Source organism: Kluyvera ascorbata ATCC 33433 (assembly GCF_000735365.1).
GTDB lineage: Bacteria > Pseudomonadota > Gammaproteobacteria > Enterobacterales > Enterobacteriaceae > Kluyvera > Kluyvera ascorbata.
This window is the reverse complement of sequence record NZ_JMPL01000111.1, coordinates 1-15,019: the sequence shown is the minus strand read 5'-3', so window position 1 is coordinate 15,019 and position 15,019 is coordinate 1. Positions and strand designations below refer to the sequence as shown.

The 15,019-nt window shown below is 57.4% G+C and carries 13 protein-coding genes and 1 pseudogene; 9 read left to right on the top strand and 5 right to left on the bottom strand.

What is annotated here, in order from left to right:
* The 3 genes from hpaA to GKAS_RS19230 form a co-directional block, all read left to right on the top strand.
* A partial coding sequence (hpaA, locus tag GKAS_RS19240) for a 4-hydroxyphenylacetate catabolism regulatory protein HpaA (RefSeq protein WP_035896541.1) occupies window positions 1-834 on the top strand: 834 nt, incomplete at its 5' end.
* A gap of 235 nt (window positions 835-1,069) precedes the next feature.
* Complete coding sequence (hpaB, locus tag GKAS_RS19235; RefSeq protein ID WP_035896538.1) at window positions 1,070-2,632, top strand: 4-hydroxyphenylacetate 3-monooxygenase, oxygenase component; 1,563 nt, start codon at window positions 1,070-1,072, stop codon at window positions 2,630-2,632.
* 19 nt (window positions 2,633-2,651) lie between these two features.
* A complete protein-coding gene (locus GKAS_RS19230) occupies window positions 2,652-3,167 on the top strand; it encodes a 4-hydroxyphenylacetate 3-monooxygenase reductase subunit (protein WP_035896532.1) in 516 nt (171 codons plus the stop codon).
* A 79-nt stretch (window positions 3,168-3,246) separates the two neighbouring features.
* On the opposite strand, the gene GKAS_RS19225 is transcribed toward GKAS_RS19230, so the two are convergent.
* From GKAS_RS19225 to GKAS_RS24955, 5 genes are all read right to left on the bottom strand, one after another.
* Window positions 3,247-3,999 (bottom strand): IclR family transcriptional regulator, encoded by a 753-nt coding sequence (locus tag GKAS_RS19225; RefSeq protein ID WP_035896530.1) that lies wholly within the window; start codon window positions 3,997-3,999, stop codon window positions 3,247-3,249.
* Window positions 3,996-4,754 (bottom strand): IclR family transcriptional regulator, encoded by a 759-nt coding sequence (locus GKAS_RS19220; protein ID WP_035896528.1) that lies wholly within the window; start codon window positions 4,752-4,754, stop codon window positions 3,996-3,998. Before GKAS_RS19220 ends, GKAS_RS19225 begins: the two co-directional genes overlap by 4 nt.
* 121 nt (window positions 4,755-4,875) lie before the next feature.
* On the bottom strand, window positions 4,876-5,637 hold the full coding sequence (locus GKAS_RS19215; RefSeq protein ID WP_035896525.1) for an SDR family NAD(P)-dependent oxidoreductase: 762 nt from the start codon (window positions 5,635-5,637) through the stop codon (window positions 4,876-4,878).
* Window positions 5,634-7,379, bottom strand: a complete 1,746-nt coding sequence (locus tag GKAS_RS19210) for an FAD-dependent oxidoreductase (protein WP_246870750.1) — start codon at window positions 7,377-7,379, stop codon at window positions 5,634-5,636. The genes GKAS_RS19215 and GKAS_RS19210 overlap by 4 nt, the downstream gene beginning before the upstream one ends.
* Before the next feature lie 337 nt (window positions 7,380-7,716).
* Window positions 7,717-7,932: an ECs_2282 family putative zinc-binding protein gene (locus GKAS_RS24955; protein ID WP_147281543.1), complete on the bottom strand. Its 216-nt coding sequence runs from the start codon at window positions 7,930-7,932 to the stop codon at window positions 7,717-7,719.
* A 165-nt stretch (window positions 7,933-8,097) separates the two neighbouring features.
* On the opposite strand from GKAS_RS24955, the gene GKAS_RS19205 reads away from it, so the two are divergent.
* The 6 genes and pseudogenes from GKAS_RS19205 to tauB form a co-directional block, all read left to right on the top strand.
* Window positions 8,098-9,396 (top strand): sensor domain-containing diguanylate cyclase, encoded by a 1,299-nt coding sequence (locus GKAS_RS19205; protein ID WP_051910807.1) that lies wholly within the window; start codon window positions 8,098-8,100, stop codon window positions 9,394-9,396.
* A gap of 92 nt (window positions 9,397-9,488) precedes the next feature.
* Window positions 9,489-10,610 carry a ribosomal protein uL16 3-hydroxylase gene (locus GKAS_RS19200; RefSeq protein ID WP_035896523.1) on the top strand — a complete coding sequence of 374 codons (1,122 nt, stop codon included), beginning with the start codon at window positions 9,489-9,491 and terminating at the stop codon, window positions 10,608-10,610.
* Window positions 10,611-10,788: 178 nt separating this feature from the next.
* A complete protein-coding gene (mmuP, locus tag GKAS_RS19195; protein WP_035896522.1) occupies window positions 10,789-12,198 on the top strand; it encodes an S-methylmethionine permease in 1,410 nt (469 codons plus the stop codon).
* Entirely contained in the window at window positions 12,185-13,117 is a 933-nt protein-coding gene (gene mmuM / locus GKAS_RS19190; RefSeq protein WP_035896520.1) for a homocysteine S-methyltransferase, read from the top strand. The genes mmuP and mmuM overlap by 14 nt, the downstream gene beginning before the upstream one ends.
* 258 nt (window positions 13,118-13,375) lie before the next feature.
* Window positions 13,376-14,341: a taurine ABC transporter substrate-binding protein gene (gene tauA / locus GKAS_RS19185; RefSeq protein WP_035896519.1), complete on the top strand. Its 966-nt coding sequence runs from the start codon at window positions 13,376-13,378 to the stop codon at window positions 14,339-14,341.
* Between the two features lie 10 nt (window positions 14,342-14,351).
* A pseudogene (gene tauB / locus GKAS_RS19180) lies at window positions 14,352-15,019 on the top strand (taurine ABC transporter ATP-binding subunit); the annotation flags it as partial.

Here is a 15,019-nt window from a genome sequence, read left to right as displayed (position 1 = left end):
GGTAGTAAAGACGTGCACTATCAGTCATTCGCCCGCATGGCGGCGTTTTTTGGTCGCGATATGCAGGCGCATCGACACGATCAGTTTTTCCAGATGCACTTTCTTGATACCGGGCAGATTGAGCTGCAGCTCGACGATCATCGCTATTCGGTGCAGGCACCGCTGTTCGTGCTGACGCCGCCTTCGGTGCCGCACGCGTTTATTACCCAGTCGGACAGCGACGGCCACGTGCTGACGGTGCGGGAAGATTTGGTCTGGCCGCTGCTGGAGGTGCTGTACCCCGGCACCCGCGAGGCGTTCGGCCTGCCTGGGATGTGCCTGTCGCTGGCGGATAAGCCCGACGAACTGGCGGCGCTGGCACACTACTGGCGGCTGATTCAGCGCGAGTCGACGTCTGAGCTGCCGGGACGCGAGCATACGCTGGTGCTGCTCGCGCAGGCGGTGTTCACACTGCTGCTACGTAATGCGCCGCTGGACGACCACGCCGCCAGCGGTGTGCGGGGCGAACTGAAGCTGTTCCAGCGCTTTAACCAGATGATTGATAACCACTATCACCGTCACTGGACGGTGCCGGACTACGCCAGCGAACTGCACCTGACGGAGTCCCGGCTGACGGATATCTGCCGTCGGTTTGCCAACCGTCCGCCGAAGCGGCTGATTTTCGATAGGCAACTGCGCGAGGCCAAGCGGCTGCTGCTGTTTTCTGATAGTGCAGTGAGCGAGATTGCCTGGCAGCTTGGGTTTAAGGACCCGGCCTATTTTGCCCGCTTTTTTAACCGCTTAGTGGGGTGTTCGCCGAGCGCGTTTCGCGCGCAGAAAGTACCGGTGTCGTAGGTTTCCCCGGGGTCGCTTGCGCTTGGCCGGGCTACAAGCGTATGTAGCCCGGCCAAGCGAAGCTCCGCCGGGAACGGCACCAAACCCCACCCAGATCACAGAACCGCCCCTCGCCCGAAAAGTACCCGCCGTTGACCCAAAAGTCTCTTCACCGCTCACCCTTTAAACGCTTCAATTAAGAAACAAGAACAAAACATAAATTTAACAAATCCGATGAATACTGGAGCGTACCCGAATGAAACCTGAAGATTTCCGCGCAGACACCAAACGCCCGTTAACCGGTGAAGAGTACCTGAAAAGCCTGCAGGACGGCCGTGAGATCTATATCTACGGCGAGCGCGTCAAGGATGTCACCACCCATCCTGCGTTCCGCAATGCGGCGGCCTCCGTTGGCCAGCTCTACGATGCGCTGCACAAACCAGAAATGCAGGACAAGCTGTGCTGGAACACCGATACCGGCAGCGGCGGCTACACCCACAAATTCTTCCGCGTGGCGAAAAGTGCCGACGACCTGCGTCAGCAGCGTGATGCCATCGCCGAGTGGTCACGTCTCTCCTACGGCTGGATGGGGCGTACGCCAGACTACAAAGCAGCTTTCGGCAGCGCGCTGGGGGCGAACCCGGCGTTCTACGGCCAGTTTGAGCAGAACGCTCGCCACTGGTATTCCCGCATTCAGGAAACCGGCCTGTATTTCAACCACGCCATCGTTAACCCACCAATCGACCGCCACAAGCCGGCGGATGAAGTAAAAGATGTCTACATCAAGCTGGAAAAAGAGACCGATGCCGGGATTATCGTCAGCGGCGCAAAAGTGGTGGCCACTAACTCGGCGTTGACCCACTACAACATGATTGGCTTCGGCTCCGCGCAGGTGATGGGCGAAAACCCGGACTTCGCGCTGATGTTTGTCGCACCAATGGATGCCGAAGGCGTGAAGCTGATTTCCCGCGCTTCCTACGAGCTGGTGGCGGGCGCAACCGGCTCACCGTACGACTATCCGCTCTCCAGCCGCTTTGACGAAAACGATGCGATCCTGGTGATGGATAAGGTGCTGATCCCATGGGAAAACGTGCTGATTTACCGTGATTTCGATCGCTGCCGTCGCTGGACGATGGAAGGCGGTTTCGCCCGTATGTATCCGTTGCAGGCGTGCGTACGTTTGGCGGTGAAGCTCGATTTCATCACCGGCCTGCTGAAAAAATCGCTGGAGTGCACCGGCACTTCTGAGTTCCGCGGCGTGCAGGCGGATCTCGGTGAAGTGGTGGCGTGGCGCAACATGTTCTGGGCGTTGAGCGACTCCATGTGTTCTGAAGCGACCCCGTGGGTTAACGGCGCGTACCTGCCGGATCACGCGGCGCTGCAAACCTACCGCGTGATGGCCCCGATGGCCTACGCCAAGATTAAAAACATTATTGAACGTAACGTCACCAGCGGCCTGATCTACCTGCCGTCGAGCGCTCGCGATCTGAACAATCCGCAGATCGACCAGTATCTGGCGAAGTACGTGCGTGGCTCCAACGGAATGGATCACGTTGAGCGCATCAAGATCCTCAAACTGATGTGGGACGCCATCGGCAGCGAGTTCGGCGGCCGTCACGAGCTGTATGAAATTAACTACTCCGGTAGCCAGGATGAAATTCGCCTGCAGTGTCTGCGTCAGGCGCAGACCTCCGGCAATATGGACAAAATGATGGCGATGGTCGATCGCTGCCTGTCTGAATACGACCAGAACGGCTGGACGGTGCCACACCTGCACAACAACGCTGATATTAATCTGCTGGATAAGCTGCTGAAGTAATTCGCAGCAGGAGGTCAAAATGCAATTAGATGAACAACGTCTGCGTTTTCGCGATGCTATGGCCAGCCTGTCGGCCGCCGTTAACGTCGTTACCACCGAAGGGGAAGCGGGCCGCTGCGGGATCACCGCCACCGCCGTCTGCTCGGTTACCGACACGCCGCCATCGGTAATGGTCTGTATCAACGCCAACAGCGCCATGAATCCGGTGTTTCAGGGTAACGGCAAGCTGTGCATCAACGTGCTCAACCACGAGCAGGAGATCATGGCGCGCCACTTCGCCGGGATGACCGGCATGGCGATGGACGAGCGCTTCGGGCTTTCCGGCTGGCAGCGTGGCGCGCTGGAACAACCGGTGCTGAAAGGGGCGCTGGCAAGTCTGGAAGGTGAAATTCGTCAGGTACAGACCATCGGCAGCCATCTGGTCTACCTGGTGGAGATTCAGAACATTGCATTGGGGGAAGCGGAGAGCCACGGGCTTATCTATTTCAAACGCCGTTTTCATCCGGTGATGATGGAGGCGGAAGCACTGGCTTAAGGAGTCCGTCGATTCCCCGGTGTCGCCGCTCACGCGTCTCGGCCTGGCTACGATTTGAGGGTAGCCCGGCCGAACGCCGTTACGGTTTAAAGCCGAGGCTTTCGGAAAGCGCAGCCGCCTGCTGGCAAAGCAGGGCAAGGGTAGGGCTGTCGGCATCGAGGTTCAGTATCTGCGTCTCATCAAACAGTGTCAGCGCAAAATAGATAGCGCCGCTTAGTTCAAACACCGGCGCGCTAACCGAGCTGATGCCCGGCACCGGTACGTCATGCTGCATATCCAGGCCGAGCGCGCGGATCCGCGGAAACTCTTCACGTTTCGCCTGACTCAGCGCCTGACCGGTCGCGCTTTTATAGGCGTTGGCGATGATATCGTCAGGCATCCAGGCGCAGAAGGTGCGCCCGATGGACGACGACGGGAGTGACATCACTGACCCAAGGCGAATTTCGCTATACAGCGTATGGCGAGGCTCGGTAAAGCTAATCACCGTCGGGCCGTGGTTGCCCCACACGCTTAAGGCCACGCCGTGCCCGGTGCTTTCAGCAAGCAGTCGGGTAACGCGTTCCCCTTCGCGCTGCGGATTCAGATAGTGCAGCCCTAAAATCCCCAGCTCCTGCGACAGCGAACCTGCGCTGTACAAGCCGCTCTGCTCGTCTTTGCTTACCAGGCCCGCGCGCACCAGGCTAATCAGGTAGGGGAAGACTTTGGCCGAGCTCATCTGTGCGGTACTGGCAATCTCTTTGAGGCTCTTGCGAGTACCACTGGCGATAAGCGATTCCAGAATATCGGCGGCAACTTCTACCGACTGTACCCGACGCTGTGATTTTTCGCTCATTGGGAATCTCCACTCAGGGCCCGGGCTTCCGCTTTTAGCAGGTTGCCGATCGTCACGAGTTTCTGTTCATCCAGTTGATGAGAGGCTGAGAAGGCACTGATTGCCAGATGCAGGTTGCCGTTGCCGTCTAGCACCGGGACTGAGAGCGCTGAGACGGAGGGGGTTGGTACGCTGCGGGAAATCGACAGGCCCTGCTCGCGGATATGAGCCAGTGTCTTCTGGAAGTCATCGCGGCTAAACAGCTGGCGGTCATCGCGGGTGAAGGTTTGCGCCCGGATAATCTCGTCACACGCGGCCTCAGGCATCAGGGCGGCAAACAGCTTGCCGGTGGCGGTGCGGGTTAGCGACAGGGCGGAGCCCTGCTTAAAGCCGAGGTTCATCACCATGCCGTATTCGCGGTAGAAAATGACCACCGGGCCAAAGCGTGTCCAGACGGCGACAAACACGTTTAACTGGTGCTGCTGGCCCAGACGTTCAACGGCGGCAATTGCCGCATTCACTTTTGGCGCGGCGTACAACGCGTTGATCCCCAGACGCAGCGACAGCGAACCGGGCTCGTACTTTTGCGTCACCGGGTCGCGCTTGAGCATGCCGGTGCGTTCCAGACTCACCAGATAGCTGAAAATCTGGGCGGGGGCGGAGTCGACCCGTTCGGCAATTTCGGTCAGGCTCATCGGCGCGGACTGTTCGACCATCATCCGCAGAATGTGCCCGGCGACCTCAACGCTCTGAATCCCTCGTTGTTCCGACTTCATGATGACGCTGCGCTCCAGATTGGCTTCTGAAAGAAGGGGATAGCTACTCTAGCATAGTCATCGGAGAGGAGGGAGTTTCCCGGCGTCGCTCGGCCGAACGACGCGACGTCGGGAGGGCACGTTAGCTGACCAGATAGCCTCCATCCACCGGCAGCACCACGCCGGTAATGTAGCTTGCGGCGTTGGAAGCAAGGAAGGTCACCGGCCCCACCAGTTCCTTCGGCGACGCCACGCGTCGGAGCGGGATGTGGGTTAAATAGCTTTCAAGCGTGCTTTTATTTTCCCGCGTAGTGGTGGTCATATCGGTATTCACTACCCCCGGTGCGATGGCGTTTACACGAATACCGTGCTCGGCCAACTCCGCCGCCAGCGTGCGGGTCAACTGCGCCAGGCCGCCTTTGGAAACGGCGTAAGAAAACGCGGTAGGGGCCGCCACGAAGGACTGAATCGAGGCGACGTTGATAATATTGCCTTTACTGGCAATCAGCGACGATAAGAACGACTTGCACATATTAAACGGCCCCAGCACGTTCACCGACAGCGTCAGGTGTAGTGCTTCGTGGGCATCGTCAGAATCAAATGGGATGCGCTTTAAAATTCCGGCGTTATTCACCAGCACGTCGAGGTGACCAATATTGGCCGTAACCTCTTCGGCCAGGTCTTCGCAGCTCTCAATATCGCTGACGTCCACACCAAAGCTCCAGACCTTCGTGCCCTGATGACGTAGTGCCGCCGCCATCTTTTCGACCGCCGCGCTATCCACGTCGACCAGCACCACGCGCGCGCCGGCCTTAGCCATGCCTTCCGCCATCGCCGCACCGTTACCACGTGCCGCGCCGGTAATTAATACCAATTTATCGTTCAGACTAAACTCGCTATTCATCGCTTCTGCTCCTGAGCTATGACGCTTTTTTGATGAGAGGCTCTGCATCGGCAACCGTCTGCCCGGCAATGTACTTCGCGACGGCATAGCCAAAGGTTAAGGCCGGGCCGAGGGCCGGGATAGTTGCCGCCCATAATGCTGGTGGCGTCGTTGCCGATGGCATACAGCCCGGCAATAGGCGTACCGTCTTCGGCCAGCGCCCGGCAGTGTTCGTCAACCGGAATCCCGTTGTAGGTGCCGATATCCCCCGGATGAATTTTCACCGCATAGAACGGCCCCCGTTCGATAGCCTTCAAGCACGGGTTCGGCTGGTGCAGGGCATCGCCTTGATAGCGGTTGTAGGCTTTCGAGCCTTTACCGAACGCTGGATCATGACCGCTGATAGCGCCCTGATTAAAGGCGGCGACCGTTTTGGCTAACCCCTGCGAGTCAATACCGGCCTGGCTTGCCAGTGCTTCCAGCGTCGCTCCTTTCAGCAGATAGCCTGACTTCAGATGTCGGCCTATCGGCAGCGGGAAGGGGGCGACGCTGCCTAAACCGTAGCGGCGCAGGGTAGGGCGATCGCAGATAAGCCACGAGCAGGTTTCTCTTTCCCCTTCACAGGCTTTGATCATCGCCTGCACGTAGTCGTGGTAGGAGTTGGCTTCATTGGTAAAACGCTGACCCTTAGCGGTGACCGCAATCACGCCGGGCTTGGCGCGGTCAATAAAGTGCGGCATCACACCCTGGCTGCCGTCGGCGCGTGTTGTCAGCGAGACCGGAGACCACGCGGCGGCATTCGCCAGATGGCTATCAATCTTGCCGCCGAGCGCCTCAAACAGCCTGAAGGTATCGCCAGTATTGGACTCCACCGTTGGGCTCCAGTGCTCCTTACCGGTAGGCGCGTGGCGATAGTTGGCTTTGCGGCGCTCGACGTCGTGTGAGAATCCACCGGCGGCCAGCACAACCCCTCTGCCGGCATAGACGGTAATGATTTGATTCTCTTTATTGACCTTCGCTCCGACAACGCGCCCGTTTTCATAGATCAGCGCCTGAATCGGTGAATTGCGCCAGATAGGGATGTTTTTATCCAATGCTGATTTTGCCAGACGGCCCATCAGCGCATTGCCGTTGGTCAGCAGCATCCCGCGGCCTAACGTCAGGGTTTCCCAGAAATGCTTCGACAGGCGCTTCGCGGCGTAGACCGCTGACTGCAGCGAGCGAGTGGCGTTCATCAGATGGCGAATATCTTTGCCGGAGCCAATCATCATGCCGAATACCGTCAGCTCAGGCAGCGCTGGCTCCAGGTGTTTGAGGTTGTCGCCTAGTTCGCGGGCATCGAACGGTTTTGCCACCATTGAACGTCCGCCCTGCATCGCTCCTGGTGCTTCTGCGTGATAGTCGGGGAAGGTCAGCGGCATTTCAAAATCGACCGCTGTGTTTTGCAAGAAAAAGTCCACCGCCTGCGGGCCATGCTGCAAGAAGGCCGAGACGCGTGCTTCGTTGTAGCCCGATCCTCCTTCGTGGCGCAGATAGGTTTTCACTGCCTCCGGTGAATCATCGTGCCCGTAGGCTTGTGCCAGCTTCGTGCAGGGGATCCATAGCCATCCGCCTGACCGCGCTGCCGTGCCGCCGAAGCGGTCACGTTTTTCGATCATCAGCACATCGAGCCCCTGATGCGCCGCCGTTACGGCGGCAGACATCCCCGCCGCGCCTGTACCTACTACCAATAGATCACAGTGAAATTCTTTAGCATTTGACATGACGTTCTCCGTTTACCACCGACGGCCATTTTCTGGTCAGTTGCTATGCAAGTTAGCAACTGATTTGATAATGATCAATTGATTTGCATTTATATAATTTAAAAATGCGATCGCGGATCGGATTTTGTGGGATCGAACGAGGAGACGACCTTCAATGTTGATCGTGGTTGGGCTGGCAATGTGTGGTGATGGAATGAGCGGTGGACGGAAGTTTTTTAAATATTGAATGGATTAATAATCAGGAATTATTCGAAAATATTTTGTATTAGCCTGACGTTATTTATTGCAATAGATAATTAATTAGTACCATTAATCAGTCTAAGCACGTATGGCAATGTTATTGCGAGGTATGCTTTTTTAATCGTGATAACGCGAGATTTATCATCTCTTCTGCATGCTGGCGGGCAAATTTTGTCAGCGTTGTTTTGCTAAAATGCTGACCGCATCCGGCGCAGGATAAAGGATATTCGTCGGCAGAATTCGTTATTTTTTCAACATCAGCGATTTCTGTTGTATGTTTGCATTTAGGGCATGAATATTTAATTAAAATCACAAACCGGCCTCCTTTATTCTTGCTCTAAAATAATTCAATAGCACATATTGTTAAAGCACTTGTGATTATTAAATAGCCACTCATTAGGCATTGGTTGATGAATGGGTTGTTTTTTGACCTGTCCATGAGGCGAGTGGCGCGCTAACGGAAAAGGACGGGAAAGCGATGGATAAGCAATTCGTACAGGGGAGTATAAGTGAAGCCGATAAGCTCGCGGATATTCTCAACCGCAATTCGGATTGGGTCTGGGAAGTTGACGTGCAGGGGCGTTACGTTTGGGTGTCCAACGTGGTGAATAACCTGCTGGGTTACTCGCCTGAAGAGGTCCTTGGCCGTTCGCCGTTTGATTTTATGGCGCCCACTGAATCGGAGCGGGCGCAGAAATATTTTGGCGATGTACTGGCGTCTCAGCAACCGTTTAACGGCATGATTAACCGCAACCGTCGGGCAGATGGCAGCGTGGTAATTATCGAAACTAGCGGTATTCCGCTGTTTGATGCCCAGGGGCAGTTAACCGGATATCGCGGTATTGACCGCGATATCTCGCAGCTTGGCGAACGGGTATTGCAGCTGGAGTCTATCTATCAGAACACGCCGCTGGCGCTGTGCGTGATTAACCGTTTTGGACAGCTCACCAAAGCAAATAAAGCGATGGGCGAGCTGCTCGGCCAGCCGGAAGATACGCTGATTGGTCAATGCCTACGGGACATTATGCCGGAGTGGAATCTCTTGTTTCAGCAGGATTTCATCTTGCTTGATGCCGGGGAAACGATAGCCAGCAAAGAAGTTTTCCTCTACGGGCGCTATTTCTACATTAAATCGATGCCGGTATATGACGCGGGCGGCAATGTGGCGGGGATCTCCTCCGCGTGGATGGACATCACCGACCGCAAGATGGCGGAACAGCAGGTCGCCAGCGCCAACCAGGTGCTGTTGCAGTACGCCGAACGGGACCATCTCACCGGGCTTTTCAATCGTCGCTATATGGACGAGCGCCTGAACTATGAAATCACCCGCGCCCAGCGCGAGGGCTCATCGCTCTCGCTTTGCATGGCCGACCTCGATTTTTTCAAACGCTATAACGATACCTACGGTCATCAGGCGGGTGACCGCGTACTGCGTGCGGTGGCAGATGCGCTCAAAAGGGGAGTGCGCCCGGACGATAGCGTCAGTCGCTACGGTGGTGAAGAGTTTTTGATTATGCTGCCGGATACCGATGCTGAAGGCGCACGGGCGGTGGCAGAACGTCTGCGGGAGCGGGTGATGGATCTCAACATTGCGCATGAAACCAGCCCGATTGGCGGCGTGCTGACCATCAGTCTTGGCGTGATGACCTGGGATGCGCCGCGGTATGTTTGCAGCATCCAGAGTCTGGTTGATATAGGTGCCGAGCTTATCAGCAGCAGCGATGCGGCGCTCTATCGCGCCAAACAGACGGGACGTAACCGCGTCGTGGCGGCGTAAGCTGAACGTTCGGCAATTGATTCACCACAAAGAGGCTCATCACGAGCCTCTTTATAATCGAGCCAACTCCTCTACTGTGATGGTATCGAAACATGGCTTATCAGCTGAACCTCAACTGGCCGGAATTTTTAGAAAAATACTGGCAGAAGCAACCGGTTGTCCTGAAGAACGCTTTCCCGAACTTCGTTGACCCGATTACCCCGGACGAACTGGCCGGTCTGGCGATGGAGATGGAAGTCGACAGCCGCCTGGTCAGCCACGCCGACGGAAAATGGCAGGCCAGCAACGGCCCGTTTGAAGATTTTGACCATCTGGGCGAGGAAAACTGGTCGCTGTTGGCGCAGGCGGTGAACCACTGGCATGAGCCTTCCGCTGAACTGGTGCGCCCGTTCCGCGTGCTGCCGGACTGGCGTCTGGACGATCTGATGATCTCCTTCTCGGTTCCGGGCGGCGGCGTGGGGCCGCATATCGACCCGTACGACGTATTTATTATCCAGGGCATGGGGCGTCGTCGCTGGCGCGTGGGCGATGCCCTACCGTTAAAACAGCACTGCCCGCACCCGGCGCTGCTGCACGTTGAGCCGTTTACGCCGATTATCGAAGTGGAAATGGAGCCGGGCGATATTCTCTATATTCCGCCGGGATTCCCGCATGACGGCTATACCTTTGAAGCAACGCTGAACTACTCCGTTGGCTTCCGTGGGCCGAACGGTCGCGATCTTATCAGCAGCTTTGCCGATTACGCGCTGGAAAACGATCTGGGTGAGAAGTATTACACCGATCCCGATCTCACCTGTCGCGAACATGCGGGTAAAGTGGAAGATCATGAGCTGGAACGTCTGCGCACCATGATGATCGATATGATCCGCCAGCCGGATGATTTTAAGCAGTGGTTCGGTAGCTTTATCAGCACGCCGCGTCATGAGCTGGATCTTGCGCCAGCCGAGCCGCCGTATGAGCCGGAAGAGGTTGCTGCCGCGCTGGAAGACGGTGAAACCCTGCGTCGTCTGAACGGGCTGCGGGTGCTGAGCATTGGCGGCTGCTTCTTTATTAACAGCGAGCGGGTGGAAACCTGTGCGCCGCAGGCGATGGATGCGCTGAGCCGCTTTACTGAAGTGGATAAAACGCTGCTGGGTGAGGCGCTGCAGAATCCGGCGTTTGTGGTGGAACTGACGGCGTTGATTAATCAGGGGTACTGGTTCTTTGACGAGTAAGCTGTGAGGGTGCGCGTTGTGCCCTCACCCCGGCCCTCTCCCTGGAAGGGAGAGGGAGAAAACAACCCGCACCCTCCCTCATTTCTAGTGGTCCCCTCGCTTTGCAATTGACGCACATTCGTTGTATAACCTTCTTCTTATTTGGATGTTTAGATGTCCATACGTTTAGAAGGTAATAATGCAAAACACAACACAACAACAAGGTGGGCAATTAAAGCGCACCATGAAAACCCGTCACCTGATTATGCTGTCGCTGGGTGGCGTTATTGGCACAGGGCTGTTCTTTAATACCGGCTATATCATCTCCACCACCGGCGCGGCAGGAACGCTGCTGGCCTACCTGATTGGCGCACTGGTTGTCTGGCTGGTGATGCAGTGTCTGGGCGAGCTGTCGGTAGCTATGCCGGAAACCGGCGCGTTCCATCTGTACGCTTCACGTTATATTGGCCCAGCTACCGGTTACACCGTGGCGTGGCTCTATTGGCTGACCTGGACGGTGGCGCTCGGTTCGAGCTTTACCGCCGCCGGATTCTGTATGCAGTACTGGTTCCCGCAGGTGCCGGTGTGGATCTGGTGTCTGCTGTTCTGCGTGATGATTTTTGGCCTCAACGTTATTTCGACGCGCTTCTTTGCCGAAGGGGAATTCTGGTTCTCACTGGTGAAGGTGATTACCATCATCGCGTTTATTATCCTTGGCGGTGCGGCTATTTTTGGCTTTATTCCGATGCAGGACGGCTCACCCGCGCCGGGGCTGTCGAACATTACCGCTGAGGGCTGGTTCCCGCACGGCGGCCTGCCGATTCTGATGACCATGGTGGCGGTGAACTTTGCGTTTTCCGGCACCGAACTTATCGGTATTGCCGCTGGCGAAACCGAGAACCCGCACAAGGTGATTCCGGTCGCCATTCGTACCACCATCGCGCGGCTGATTATCTTCTTTATCGGCACCGTATTTGTGCTGGCGGCGCTGATCCCGATGCAGCAGGCGGGCGTGGAAAAAAGTCCGTTCGTGCTGGTGTTTGAGAAGGTGGGGATTCCCTACGCGGCAGATATTTTCAACTTCGTGATTCTGACGGCGATTCTGTCGGCGGCGAACTCCGGGCTGTACGCCTCTGGCCGTATGCTGTGGTCGCTTTCTAACGAGCGTACGCTGCCACGCTGCTTCTCGCAGGTGACGAAAAACGGCGTGCCGCTGGTGGCGCTGTCGGTGAGTATGCTTGGCGGGCTGCTGGCCCTGTTTTCCAGCATCGTCGCGCCGGATACCGTGTTCGTCGCGCTATCGGCGATTTCTGGCTTTGCGGTGGTGGCGGTATGGATTAGCATCTGCGCCTCGCACTTTATGTTCCGCCGTCGTCATTTGCAGCAGGGGAAAGCGCTGAGCGAGCTGCACTACCGCGCGCCGTGGTATCCGCTGGTGCCGGTGCTGGGCTTTGTGCTCTGCCTGGTGGCCTGTCTTGGCCTGGCGTTTGACCCTTCGCAGCGGATTGCGCTGTGGTGCGGGATCCCGTTCGTGGCGCTGTGTTATGGTGCCTACTATTTAACGCGTTCGCGCCAGAGCCAGCAGGAGCCACAGCATGCCGCAGAATAATCCCTTAACGTCCATTCTGACCGATCGCCCGTTTGTACTGCTCGACGGGGCGATGGCCACCGAGCTGGAGGCGCGCGGCTGCGACCTGGCCGACAGCCTGTGGTCGGCGAAAGTGCTGATGGAAAATCCACAGCTGATTTATGACGTGCATCTCGACTACTTCCGCGCCGGGGCGCAGGTGGCGATTACCGCCAGCTATCAGGCGACGCCGGACGGTTTTGCCGCCCGTGGGCTGGATGAAGCGCAGGCCCGGTCGCTGATTGCCAAAAGCGTGGAGCTGGCGAAGCAGGCTCGCGACTCGTATTACGCGGAAAATCCGGCGGCAAAAGGGCTGCTGATTGCCGGCTCCGTGGGGCCGTACGGGGCTTATCTGGCGGACGGTTCGGAGTATCGCGGTGACTACCAGCGCAGTGCGCAGGTGTTCCAGGATTTCCATCGCCCGCGTGTTGAAGCACTGCTGGAGGCGGGCGTTGACCTGCTGGCCTGCGAAACGTTGCCGTCCTTTGATGAAATTCGCGCGTTGGCGCAGCTGCTGGAAACGTACCCGGTAGCGCAGGCGTGGTTCTCGTTTACCCTGCGCGATGCTCAGCACCTGAGCGACGGTACGCCGCTGCGCGATGTGCTGGCGCTGCTGGCGGACTATCCGCAGATTCTGGCGGTGGGCATTAACTGTATCGCGCTGGAAAATACCGTCGAGGCGCTGTCCTACCTGCACAGCCTGACCCCGCTGCCTTTGGTGGTTTATCCGAACTCCGGCGAGCACTACGACGCGGTAAGCAAAACCTGGCATCACCACGGCGAAGCCTGCGCCACGCTGGAAGGCTATCTGCCGCAGTGGTTGGCGGCCGGGGCGAAGCTGATTGGCGGTTGCTGCCGAACTACGCCGAAGGATATTGCGGCGCTGAAGGCGCACTGCTGATTCTGTGCTTTCCCGGGGCAAATGTAGGCCGGATAAGCGAAGCGCCATCCGGCAATGTTCGCCGGGCTGCCTGATGGCGCTTCGCTTATCAGGCCTACGATATCCCCGGGATTTCTCCGGGGGAATCCCACTCCCCAACTATCTTTTGCCACTTTTTTTCTAAAAACGAATTGGAATTAACAAGCATTTTTAATTCCTTTATCAAATACCCCGCGCCGGAAATACTGCCTCCATAACAAGACATGGGAGCAGGACATTATGGCAATCGCATCGCGTTTCACCGTTATCGCCGCTACGCTGGCACTGTTGGCATTCCAGGCGCAGGCCGTGGACGTCACCATCGCCTACCAAACCTCCGCCGAGCCCGCCAAAGTGGCGCAGGCGGATAACACCTTCGAAAAACTGAGCGGCGCAAAGCCGGACTGGCGCAAGTTTGACAGCGGCGCGAGCATCGTCCGCGCGCTGGCCTCCGGCGACGTTCAGATTGGCAACCTCGGTTCCAGCCCGCTGGCGGTGGCCGCCAGTCAGCAGGTACCGATTGAAGTTTTCTTGCTGGCCTCAAAGCTCGGCAACTCTGAAGCGCTGGTGGTGAAAAAAGCCATCACCAAGCCTGAAGACCTGATTGGCAAACGCATTGCCGTACCGTTTATCTCCACTACTCACTACAGCCTGCTGGCGGCGCTCAAACACTGGGGCATTAAGCCGGGTCAGGTACAGATCCTGAACCTGCAGCCGCCAGCGATTATTGCGGCCTGGCAGCGAGGTGACATTGATGGTGCTTATGTGTGGGCACCGGCGGTGAACGAACTGGAAAAAGACGGCACCGTGCTGACCGACTCGTCCAAAGTGGGAGAGTGGGGCGCACCGACGCTCGACGTGTGGGTAGTGCGTAAAGACTTTGCCGACAAACATCCTGAGGTAGTGAAAGCCTTTGCTAAAAGCGCGATTGACGCCCAGCGCGGCTATATCGATAACCCGGACAAATGGCTGGCTCAGCCGGAGAACATCAGCAAGCTGGCGCGCCTGAGCGGCGTACCGGAAGCGGACGTTCCGGGGCTGGTGAAGGGCAACACCTATCTCACCGCCGAACAGCAGGCGCAGGAACTTAATGGCCCGGTGAATAAGGCGATTGTCGACACCGCGCAGTTCCTCAAAGAGCAGGGCAAAGTACCGGCGGTGGCGACCGACTACAGCCAGTACGTTACCGACCGTTTCGTGAAGTAAGGAGGCCATGATGCTGCAAATCTCGCATCTTTCCGCTGACTACGGCGGTAAACCGGCGCTGGCGGATATCAATCTCACGCTGGAGCGCGGCGAACTGCTGGTAGTGCTGGGGCCGTCGGGCTGCGGCAAAACTACGTTGCTGAACCTGATTGCCGGATTCGTGCCGTATCAGCACGGCAGCATCATCCTCGATGGAAAATACGTTGATGGCCCAGGCGCCGAGCGCGGCGTGGTCTTTCAGAATGAAGGGCTACTGCCGTGGCGCAACGTGCAGGATAACGTTGCGCTAGGGCTGCAGCTTGCCGGGGTAAACAAAACTGAGCGCCGGGATATTGCGGCGCTGATGCTGAAAAAGGTCGGGCTGGAAGGCGCTGAGAAGCGCTTTATCTGGCAGCTCTCCGGCGGCCAGCGTCAGCGAGTCGGCATTGCCCGCGCGCTGGCGGCCAACCCGCAGTTGCTGCTGCTGGATGAACCGTTTGGCGCGCTCGATGCCTTTACCCGCGAGCAGATGCAAACCCTGCTGCTCAAGCTGTGGCATGAGACGGGCAAAAAAGTTCTGCTGATTACCCACGATATTGAAGAAGCGGTGTTTATGGCAACCGAGCTGGTTCTGCTGTCGCCGGGGCCGGGCCGTGTGCTGGAGCGTTTATCCCTGATTTTGCCCGCCGGTTTGTGGCC